This is a genomic window from Kitasatospora sp. NPDC058492, from assembly GCF_042720685.1.
Classification (GTDB): Bacteria; Actinomycetota; Actinomycetes; order Streptomycetales; family Streptomycetaceae; genus Kitasatospora.
In genome coordinates, this window is the sequence record NZ_JBHXMU010000042.1 from 13,637 (window position 1) to 24,321 (window position 10,685).

The window sequence follows — 10,685 nt, forward strand, 5'->3', positions numbered from 1 at the left end:
TTCACCAAGACGCTGCCCTTAGCCGATGAAGTCTTGTGTGAAATAGAAGTAAGTAGCCGGACTCCCGTCGGCAGATGTGCCGGGCCCATAGGATGTTCCCAGGCCGGCCCGTGTGTGATTTCGGTCGAGGAGGTTGGCTCTGTGTGCTGGTTCATTCATCCACCAGTTGAACGCATCCTGGGGCGTGGGCGGAGGAGCGTTTCCTGAGGACCATCCGAAGTAGACGTTCTCGCTGCCGGAAATTCCGACGGCTCTCATGATCCGGTCTGGTGGTGTACTGCCGTCCGATCCCATGTGGCCGGGCCATCCGTTCCATATCTGGTCCTTCAGGCCGGGGTGGTCGGCGAGGTCCTGGCTGTGGGCGCGTGTCGCGCCGACGAGCGCCGCGTCTATCGATACGTCTGGGCACCCGTTCTGCTGACGGGCGCTGTTGACGAGGTCGAAGGTTGCCAACTCCTGCCAATCCATGTAGACCTGGGGTTCATCTGGCCAATGATCGATGACGAACACCAAGCCGCTCGCCTGGTGTCCGCCACCCGCAGCGCATAGACCTTTCTCCGGAAGACCGTCGAAGAACAGGGCGTAGCAATTGCCGCACCGGCGCCAGTTGGTCTGCTGAGTTGGGGTTTCTGTCGCGTCGGATGGGAAGCTGTATGCGAAGCCGAAGGCTTTGTGTCCGTTGCCGGCAGGGCATGCGCCTTTCTCCGGAAGAATGTCGAAGAACAGGGTCTGGCATTTTTAGCAGTAGCGCCAGTCGACCAGATTGGTCATGGGATCCTCCAGGAATTGACGCAAGACCTGTTGGTTCTTGCGGGCCCCCTCGGAGTTGTAGCGGGGTGGGGTGCCGGACGGTGCCACCCCTCCCAGGATGCCGCGCAGGAAGCACCTGCGCATGGCGCCGGTGGGCGTTCGGGGGGAGCTGGAGGAGCAGCTGCAGCTGGGTGTACGGCGGCCGTAGGTGGATGCGCCGCCCCGGTGGCCGCTGCTGGCCCCGCGTGGCCCTTCGCCCAGGCCCGCGCCCAGTCGAGGCCGGCCTCGAAGCGGGCTTCGGAGGCCGACTGGATCATCCCGAGTGCGTCAGAACCAGACGGTGACCTGCTCGGATGCCGGTCCCTCGCCGGCTCGCGCGGGCGTTGCGACACACGGCGTTTCTCATTGTCCCGCTACCTCGAAGTGCTTGGATATGGGCGTCTAATTATGGTTTGTCATGATTTTTCATCAGGTGTCCTGTGTCGCTTGCGCCTTGTCGCGCGGGGGTGCGGGGCGCTTTGTTGTGAGGAGAGGTGAACCTGCGGATGAGCGCTCGTACTCGTGGACAGGGCGATCCGCCGTGGTACCGGGTCGGCCGTCAGCGGCCCGTGACCGTGTTCAACAGGGCCCTGTCCGGTGAGGCGACCCCGGGCGGTGCCGTCGTCGCATCCGATCCGGTCGGCTCGGGCGGACGGCGTGGGGAGCGCGGTGCGGGGGTGGTGTCGGTGGGGAGCGCGCTGCTGTCCGGCATGGCACTGCTGGCGGCCACGGCTCCACCGGCGACCGCCGCGCCGGTGGGGGCCGTGCCGGTGCGGACGCAGCGGGCTGATCCGTCGCAGACCTTCACCTTCACCGGCGCTTCGCAGACCTTGACGGTTCCGGCGGCGGCGGTGGTGACGATCACCGCGGACGGTGCCGGCGGCGCCGACAACACCGGCACCGCCTGTTCCGTCACGGGGACCGGTGGGGCGGGGGCGCGGGTGGTGACCACCCTGCCGCAGACCACCACATCGACGACCTTCACCGTCAACGTCGGCGGCACCGGTGGCAAAGGCTGCAACGCCACCGGGACGCCGGGTGCCGGCGGGTTCAACGGCGGCGCCCCAGGGGGGGGTTTCCCGCTCACCGGTTTTCATTTCGAGGGCCCGGGTGGAGGCGGGGCCTCCAGCGTCAGCACGGGCGGCTCCCTGCTGGTGGTCGCCGGGGGCGGCGGTGCCGCCGGCGGCACCGGAGCGGGCTCCGGGGGAGGGAACGGGGGCAACGGCGGGACAACGCCGGACGCCACCGGCGGCACCTCGGGAAGTGCCACCGGCCCTGGGGCTTCGCCGGGGCAGGGCGGGGGCGGTGGCAGCACCAGCACGAGCACCGGGGGTGCCGGCGGGGCCGCCGGCACCGTTCCGTCCTGTGCGGTCATGAACGGTGGGCCGGGGAGCGGGTTCTCGGGTGCCACGGTCGGTACCGGTGGCGCCGGGGGCAGCTTCGACGGCGGCTGCGCCGCTTCTGAGATCGCTAGTGGTGGCGGCGGTGGGGGTGGGTACTTCGCCGGCGGGGGCGGCGGCAGCGGCGCTGTCAACAACAGGGGCACCGCAGCAGGTGGGGGAGGGGGTGGTGGGGGCAGCAGCTTCGCCACTCCCACGGGTACCGGCACGAGCTATGCGCTCTCGACGATCGGGACGGCGAACCACAGCGGCCAGGTGATCATCTCCTACACGGTCCCGTCCCTGACCATCACCAAGACCCACGCCAGGCACTTCACCCAGGGGCGGGACGGCACCTACACCATCGCCGTCGGCAACGCCGCCGGGGCCGCCCCGACCGACGGCACCACGGTCACCGTGCACGACACCCTCCCCGTGGGGCTCAAGGCCGACAGCATCAGCGGCACGGGCTGGACCTGTGACCGGGGCACGCTCACCTGCACCCGCAGTGACGCCCTTCCCGCCGGGAGCAGCTACCCGCCCATCACGCTGCAGGTCGATGTCTCCTGCCGGGCCGACGACGAGGTCACGAACACCGCGACCGTCACCGGGGGCGGCGACACCATCACCCACACCGCCACCGACCCCACCACGATCAAGCACCACAAGCACGACGAACACGACGAGTACGACATGCGCTGCGACCACCACGAGCACTGGTAGACCAGCCCGGGGTCCGACGGGACGAAGCACCGGCCGCCAGCACGGTGGCCGGTGCTTCGTGCTGTCCGGTGAGGGCCCGTCCTGCGGAGTTCTTGTTGCCAGTTGAGGCGGTCCTCGGCGAGCCAGATCTCGAGGGCCAGGTGCTCGCTGCGGCGTTCACGTCCCACGCTTCGGCTTCGTCGCGCACCGCCTGGTCACATCAGCTGGGAGAGTTGCCCGGCGTCCCCGTCCCTATCCGTTCGGGACGCCATCCCGGTCCGCGCCGTCCACACCCTGAGCCCGGCCACCGAGCCCGGCCGGGCGTGGCCATCGCCTGCTCAGTCGCAGATCTTGTGATGCTGGGTCGTCCTCGGCTCCCACGGCGATCGACCCCCTTGAGTGGCCTCCCGGAACGCCGTGCCATGCTGGCCGACCACGGGTGACCGTGATCGCCATTGCCGCAAGCGGAAAGAGACACGATGCGAATCCCATGGCGCCGACGGCAGGCCGGGCGATCACGACGGCTCCTCGAACTGGCGGGTGTGAGGCCAGGATCGGTAGATCACAGCGACGACCTGGACGTCTGCCGGCAGGTCGCATTTCGGGCAGCCCGGCGGGACTGCGGCGCGACCGCTGAGGTGATGCTGGTCGTCGAGGAGTTGCTGAACGACGAGGCCGAGTACGAGTTCGTTGTCGCGCTCCTGGAGAACCTCCAGAACCTCGTCTCCCACGGACTCGACACGTTCCGGTCTCCCGACGAGATACGCCTGCTGCTTGGACCCCGAAGCGCGATCTGCTGGGACACCGTGGCCGGCTTCTGGACTGCGGTAGCCGACTGGCGGGTTGGCATCGGTGCGCCGCTGGAGCCTGCCGCCACTCTCCTCGACGTCCAGAACGAAAACCTGCGGATGCTTCTGTGGACGGCGAACAGAACCCTCTCCACTGGCGAGAAGCTCGGGATCGCTGACGCTGTTCGCTACGAGAAGGCCGTTGGGTCGCCCATCCCCGGATTCAGCCACATCGAGGTCGCACGGCGCATCACCGGACAGGACAGTCCCTGACCCGCCGACGGGGGAGCGTGCAGACGTCACAAGATCAGCGACGCGGCTCCGCGCGAGGCCACCCCGCCGGCGGATCGGTCCCCCGCGATCTCTGCCGGGCCGGCAGCCTCGTCTCCCGGGCCTCGTTCCTGGAGGGTCCTGGGCGGGGCCGCCGGTTTGGTGCGGATGCGCGTTGGGCCATTGGTGTGCAGGGTGGATGGGTACGGTCCGGGCTGCCCGGCGGCGGCAGTCCGTCCAGCCGGGGATGTGCTCGGTGGGTGGGTGATCGCCCGGCCGCCGGTGGACTTCCCGGGAGCGCCGTCGACGACCGAAGGAGACACCATGCCCACCTGGAAGGTCCTCCGCCGGGCTCTGGCCCCGACCGCCCTCGCCGCCGTGTTGGCCGCGCCGTTCACGCTGCCGTCGCCGGCGCTCGCCACGGGGGCCTTCGCCCCGCAGGTGGTGACCGCTGTCGCACCGGTCTCGTTCGTCGGCCTGCCCGACCGGCCGCTGCCGTCCGACCACGCGGCGCACCCGATCACGGTCACCTACCGCAACGACTCGTCGGCGGACCGGACCGTCGCCCCGCAGATCCTCGTCGAGTCACCGGACGACGGGCCCTTCCTCGCGCCGACGGACATCAAGCTGGAGATCCTGAGCGGCGGCCACTGGAAGACCGTGCGGCTGGCCAGCGAGACCGGCACGCTGTACACCGACCTCACCCGGGCGAAGCTGGTCCTCCACAGCCATCACACCCTCACCCAGCGGTACCGGCTCACCGTCGTCAACGCCGGCCCGGGTACGGTCCAGCCCAGGATCGCGCTGTACGCCTGAAATCCTCGGGGCTTCGCCGGCCGCGTGGGCCGCGTGGGCCGCATCGAGATGCCCGGTGACTCGTACACGGTGACGAACGACGCCGGGACGTCTTCGGAGCGGGGGAAGCCGGCGGGACGGGCGTCTCGGTGGCCGGCCGGGGTCCCGTGACGGCTTCGCGCCCTGCCCGCCTGTCGCCGTGCCGACCAGGGGGCCGACAGCCGCGGCGACGCGCTGTGGTGCCGTTCCCGCGTCGGCCGGGTGTGGTGGCGGTCTCAATGGCAGCCGATTGGCACTGACTCAAGGTGATGGCGGTGGGTCGGTCGGTGACGGCTCCGGGGGTGGGGCCGTGAGTGCGCTCACATGCGAATGCGGTGTACGACGACGGATAGTGGTGTCCGTTTTGCACTATTTTGCAACTATTTGGCATGTTATTGGGGGGCGTTTGCGCAGGCCGGGAGGGTTCGGCGCGCTCCGGGCGGCCCGCCTCTCGAATCAGTGCCGGTCTCTTGGCTACGACGGCGGGTCGTAGCGAGGGGGTCTTGGCGAGCGCCGATCCGGTCTGGCAACTTTGCATTCATCGCCAGCCACACCGGCTCCTGTCCCGCCGGTGAACGGCTCACCGCCGAGTCACATCCCGCGACCGTTCGGCCCCTGTCCGGCCACGGTCGAGGCGGGGAGTGACACCGGCCCAACTGATTGAGGTCTTGTCTATATGCCCGCTTTCAAGCTCCGCATGCGTACCTCTGCCGTGATTCTCGCCGGTGCCGCCGGTGTGACCGCCCTCGGTGCCGCGGTGGTCCCCGCCGTCGCCTCGGCCGCGGACGCCTCCCCGCAGGCCCTCGCCGCGCAGATCGTGCCGGCGGACCAGCTGGCCTCGTTCAGCCAGATCATCTCCCACGAGTCGGGCTGGAACGTCACGGCGACCAACCCGAGCTCGGGCTCGTACGGTCTGGGCCAGGCGCTGCCGGCCTCCAAGATGGCCTCGGCCGGCGCGGACTGGAAGACCAACCCGTCCACCCAGATCAAGTGGTCGCTGGACTACATGAACACCCGCTACGGCAGCCCGAACGCCGCCTGGAACTTCTGGCAGGCCAACCACTGGTACTAAGCCGACCATTCGGCTTCCCCTCACCCCGGGGGCCGGACAGGGGCAACCGGAGTGACCCACGAAGGGCCTGTTCCCGCGCATCTGCGCGGGAACAGGCCCTTCGTGTTCGGGTCAGCCGAGCTCGTTCTTGTGGACGACGCCGTCCTTGACGATCAGTCGCAGGTTGCGTTCGGGGTCGGCGAGGACGGACAGGTCGGTGGTCGGGTCGCCGTCGACGACCAGGAGGTCGGCCCATGCTCCCGGCGCGATGACGCCGAGTGGCGCGGCGCGATAGGGGTCTCGGCGGCCGGACAGGCGGAACAGCTCGGCGTTGCCGGAGGTGGCCGTCCGCAGGGCCTCGACCGGGCTGAGGTAGCTGCCGAGCCGGACGAGCATCTCGTTCTGCCGGTGGGCCTTACCGGGGTCGAGCACCAGGTCGGTGCCGAAGGCCAGCCGAACGCCGTGCTTCACCGCCCAGGCGATGGTGCGGGCGACGCCTTCACAGACCTCGCGGTTCTTGCGGTCGCTGTCCGGAGAGGCGTAGTGGTGGTCGTCGACCTCGAACGGCTGGGTGCTCAGCCACACGCTCTGCTCCGCGAGGTAGCGGATGGTGTCCTCGTCGACGAGGTGCCCGTGCTCGATGCAGCGCACTCCGGCTCGCACCGCGCGGCGGACACCTTCGGAGGTGTAGACGTGCACGGTCACGTAGGTGCCCCAGTCGGAGGCCGCGGCGACGGCGGCCTCCAACTCGGCCGTGGTGAACTGCAGGACGTCCAGCGGGTCGAACTCGGAGATGACCCCGCCGCCGGCCATCAGCTTGATCTGGGTGGCTCCCTTCTTCAGCTGCTCGCGCACCGCGGCGAGCACCCGTTCCGGCCCGTCGGCCACCCGGGTGAACCCGATCTGTTCGGTCCGGGCCGGTGGCCCGCCCAGGGCGGTCGGGGCGTCGTGGACCGTCCCGAAGTCGCCGTGGCCGGCGGTTTGGGAGACGGCCGCCTGGCTCGGGTAGATCCGTGGGCCCGGGAACAGCCCGCGGTCCAGCACGCGCCGGAGAGGTTCGGTGTCTCCGGCCATGTCCCGCACGGTGGTGAAGCCGCGCATCAGCATGTCGCGGGCCGCGGCCAGGGCCTGGTAGTGGAGGGTGCCGGTCGGTGTGAGCCGGAGCTCCGTCATGGTGCTGCCGATCGCGAACAGGTGGACGTGCGCGTCGGTGAGGCCGGGGAGGAGGGTGCGGCCGCCGCCGTCGAGCACCGTCGCGCCTTGGGGAATGCCGCGCGGGATCGGGGTGCCGAGGACCACCTCCGCGATCCTGTCCCGTTCCACCCGGACGTGCCCAGGCACCGACTCCGCTCCGATCCCGTCGAAGACACGCACGTTCGTCACCAGCAGCCCGGCACCCGAGTCGTCGATACCCATGCCGTCATCTTCGGCCGGTCACGGGGCCGGGACCAGGGGGCCGGACGGATCGGTCGGTCCGGCGGTGCCGGGTCGTCAGCCGACCGGCCCAACCTCGGGTGCGTCCGGCCACCCGGACTGGTGGGCTGTGGGGGAGTTCTTCCGGGTGAGGGTGCGAGCGGGTGGGAAAGAGACGGACAGGGGTCAAGTCGTCGGACGCGCGGGAACTCGGAGATCGCGATTGATCACTAAATACTATTATCTGCCAAGTTGATTGGCACACATACCTTGATTCGTTGCGGTTGGTGGTTCGGATTGCACTCGCACGAGTGAATCCCGTTGAGAATGTTTGGTTTTGGTGAGCTTGGCTCGACTACGGTGACGGAGGATCGGGCGGTGGGCCCCGGCGGCGAGGACTTTCGGTTCGGCGGGAAATCCGCGACGGGAACCGGTCACCCCGCGAGAGGGGTACTTCCGTCCGTCCTACTGTGCGCGCTCCGGAGTCCCAAGCGCCCGGGCCCCCTGTCATCTGTCTGCGTAGAGAGGTTGGAACACCATGCCGCCCGTAGTTCCGCCGTTCCTGATCGGTCTTGTCGTCGCGCCGCTGGCCAAGCGCCTCCTCAAGCCACTGGTGCGCGGCGTCGTCAAGACGTCCGTCGGCCTCGTCATGGAGGTGAAGAAGGCCGCTCAGGAGGCCGGCGAGAACATCCACGACCTCGCGGCCGAGGTGGCCGCCGACATGGTGGCGGCTCAGGTCACCTCCGGTGACGGCCATCGCGCCGCCGGGAACGCGGCCCCGGTCGAGGAGAAGACCGAGGTGATCGACCCGGGCGAGGCCGAGGCGAGGACCCCGAAGATCCGTGCGACCGTCGGTGCCGGAAAGGCGCACTGACGCACCGGCACGACCTGACCCGCCGCCTGGACGCACACCGCGACCGAGCTCGCGAGCTGTGTCCACGCGGTGGTCGGCCGCGGGCCTTCCGGCCGCATCGGCCGCCCGTTCATAATTCCCACTCCGTCGCAGTGCTCCGTCGTGCCCGATGACGGATCGCCCGTGACCTCCGCAAACAGGTGATCGTACACATGCCATCTCTGCTGGGTGCCGCAGCCGGAATCCGCTCCGTGGATCTGGACGCGAGCCCGCGCTCGGTCATTCCGGGCCGCCAGCGCTGGGACGTCAGGTTGGTTCTCGGACGGCCCCGGACGGCCGAAGTCCTCGCCGCGGCCCTGCGCCGCATCCCAGGGATCACCGAGGCCCAGGCGAACCCGGTCACCGGTGGGGTCCTCGTCCGGCACGATTCGCGGGTGAGTGCCACGGACGTCGGCCGGATCCTGCGCCGGGCGGTCGCCCAGGTGGCGGCGCGGCCGGTCGCGACAGGACGTCCGGCGCCGACCCGGCCCGCCGCCGAACCGGCTTCGTCTCCGGGTCGCGGTCCCGCGCTGCGACCCGTCCTCGCCGTGGGTGCTGGGGCAGCGGCCGGCATCGCGCTGATCCGCGGGTCGGCGCTGAGCAGGCAGCTGGTGGCGCTCGGCGGGGTCACGGTCGCGACGGTCGCCGTCGTCCGAAGGGCTTGGCACAGAGCGGTCGAGCGGACCAGGGAACTGTCCGGGGCCGGCACGGGTCTGCACCCGTTGCGGGAGATCGTCGGGCCGCACCGTCGGCGCCTCTACCGGGCCTCCGCACTCTCGGTCGCCTGCCAGGTCTCGGAAATGGCGCTCGGCACTTTCCTCGGCTGGACCGCCCTGGTTCTTATCAAGGGCGAGGCCGCGCCGCTGGTCCGCTTCGGCCTGACCACCGCGACCGCCCAACTCTGGGGCTTGGCAGGGCTGGTGACCATCGCCTGTGCTGCCGTGGCAGGTCTCTCGTACGCCTCGAACCTCCAGTGGCGCGGGCTCGGCCAGGACATCGAGCACGACTGGCGGAGCCGCACCTACGCCCACGTGCAGCACCTCGAACTGGGACACCTGGAAGGCGAGCGGACCAGCCGGATCGCCGGCGTGCTCACCGACGACGTCCGGCAGCTGGGCAACTTCTTCGCCTCCTCGGCGAACGACGTGCTGCAACTGGGCACCAGCCTGGCCCTGTTGGTGCCGGCGTTCCTGCTGCTGGCACCGCAGATCGCCTGGATCGCGTTCCTGCCGATCCCGGTCATCGCCTGGCTGTCGCTCCGCTACCAGGACAAGGCCGCGGCCGACTACGCCCTGTCCGGCGAGCGCCGGGCCAGGCTGCACAGCCAGCTGGTGAACACCCTGGAAGCCGGCGCCACCGTCAAGAGCTTCTGCACCGAGGACTACGAGGCCGAGCGCATCGACCGGCTCAGCGAGGAAGCCCAGGAGAGCAACCAGCAGACCGACCGGGGCACGATCCGGCACGCCGAGGTCGTCCGGGTCTGCACGACGAGTTCGATGGCCGGCACCCTGCTGATCGGCGGCCGCTCCGTGCTCAACGGCACGCTGCGCTTCGAGGTGTTCAGCCCGCTGATCGGGCTGCCCCAGATGGTGATGCTGCGGATGAACCGGCTCGGCGGCATCGTCGACCAGTACCAACGCACGCTCGCGGCCTACGACCGGGTCCAGCGGCTGCGGGCCCTGCCCGTCGAGACCGAGGGCACCGGGGGTCCGCTCGACGTCGAGACGGTGAAGGGCGAGATCGTCCTCGACGACGTGACCTTCGCCTACCCCGGCCGGCCGCCGGTCCTGGAGGACCTGTCGCTGACCATCCCCGCCGGGCAGGTCACCGCCCTCGTCGGCGCCACCGGCTCCGGCAAGACGACCATCGCCAAGCTGCTGATGCGCTTCCAGGACGCGGACTCCGGCGGCGTGCTGCTCGATGGTCGGGACGTGCGCGACCTGCGCCGTCGCGACCTGCGCCACGCGATCGGGTTCGTCGCCCAGGACCCGTTCCTCTTCGACGGAACCATCGCCGACAACATCCGCTACGGCAGTTTCGGTGCCCCGGACGAGGCCGTGGTCGAGGCGGCCACAATGGCCGAGGCGCACACCTTCATCGCGACGCTGCCGGACGGCTACGACACGGTGATCGGCGAACGCGGCGCCGCCCTCTCGGGCGGCCAGCGGCAGCGGATCGCCCTGGCGCGGGCGATCCTCAAGGACGCGCCGGTCGTCATCCTCGACGAGGCCACCTCCGCCGTGGACAACGAGACCGAGGCCGCCATCCAGCGCACGCTCCGGGCCTTCGCGGCCGACCGGACGATGGTCATCATCGCCCACCGGCTCTCCACCGTCCGCCACGCCGACCGGATCTACGTCATGGACAAGGGCGGCGTGGTGGCCGAACAGGGCACCCACGACGGACTCCTCGCCCGGCACGGACTCTACGCATCCCTCTGGCAGCTCCAGGCCGGCGAACTCGCCGCCTGACCGCAGCAGGCCGCCCTGCCCGCCGACCGCGTGACGCCACCGCGGTCGGCGTGGCCCGGCGTGCCCCGCGCGCATGCCCGCCCACACTTCTGGAGG

8 protein-coding genes are annotated in these 10,685 nt (G+C 70.0%); 6 read left to right on the forward strand and 2 right to left on the reverse strand.

Annotated elements, in window-relative coordinates:
- Positions 1 to 18 precede the first annotated feature (18 nt).
- The gene (locus ACFWPI_RS25485) at positions 19 to 510 is read right to left on the reverse strand and encodes a CAP domain-containing protein (RefSeq protein ID WP_380379147.1); all 492 of its coding nucleotides are present in this window, start codon (positions 508 to 510) and stop codon (positions 19 to 21) included.
- Between the two features lie 785 nt (positions 511 to 1,295).
- Here ACFWPI_RS25485 and ACFWPI_RS25490 point away from each other — a divergent pair.
- The 4 genes from ACFWPI_RS25490 (at position 1,296) to ACFWPI_RS25505 (ending at position 5,834) form a co-directional block, all read left to right on the forward strand.
- Positions 1,296 to 2,891: a hypothetical protein gene (locus ACFWPI_RS25490; protein ID WP_380379119.1), complete on the forward strand. Its 1,596-nt coding sequence runs from the start codon at positions 1,296 to 1,298 to the stop codon at positions 2,889 to 2,891.
- Between the two features lie 458 nt (positions 2,892 to 3,349).
- Positions 3,350 to 3,931, forward strand: a complete 582-nt coding sequence (locus ACFWPI_RS25495) for a hypothetical protein (RefSeq protein ID WP_380379117.1) — start codon at positions 3,350 to 3,352, stop codon at positions 3,929 to 3,931.
- Positions 3,932 to 4,252: 321 nt separating this feature from the next.
- Positions 4,253 to 4,744, forward strand: coding sequence for a signal peptide protein (locus ACFWPI_RS25500; protein ID WP_380379116.1), 492 nt, complete (start codon positions 4,253 to 4,255; stop codon positions 4,742 to 4,744).
- Between the two features lie 715 nt (positions 4,745 to 5,459).
- Complete coding sequence (locus tag ACFWPI_RS25505) at positions 5,460 to 5,834, forward strand: transglycosylase SLT domain-containing protein (RefSeq protein WP_244293774.1); 375 nt, start codon at positions 5,460 to 5,462, stop codon at positions 5,832 to 5,834.
- 111 nt (positions 5,835 to 5,945) lie between these two features.
- Here the strand turns inward: ACFWPI_RS25505 and ACFWPI_RS25510 are convergent, their stop codons facing one another.
- A complete protein-coding gene (locus tag ACFWPI_RS25510; RefSeq protein ID WP_380380625.1) occupies positions 5,946 to 7,229 on the reverse strand; it encodes an amidohydrolase family protein in 1,284 nt (427 codons plus the stop codon).
- 535 nt (positions 7,230 to 7,764) lie between these two features.
- On the opposite strand from ACFWPI_RS25510, the gene ACFWPI_RS25515 reads away from it, so the two are divergent.
- Complete coding sequence (locus tag ACFWPI_RS25515) at positions 7,765 to 8,100, forward strand: DUF5132 domain-containing protein (protein ID WP_380380623.1); 336 nt, start codon at positions 7,765 to 7,767, stop codon at positions 8,098 to 8,100.
- A 191-nt stretch (positions 8,101 to 8,291) separates the two neighbouring features.
- The gene (locus tag ACFWPI_RS25520; RefSeq protein WP_380380621.1) at positions 8,292 to 10,589 is read left to right on the forward strand and encodes an ATP-binding cassette domain-containing protein; all 2,298 of its coding nucleotides are present in this window, start codon (positions 8,292 to 8,294) and stop codon (positions 10,587 to 10,589) included.
- The last annotated feature ends 96 nt before the right edge of the window (positions 10,590 to 10,685 follow it).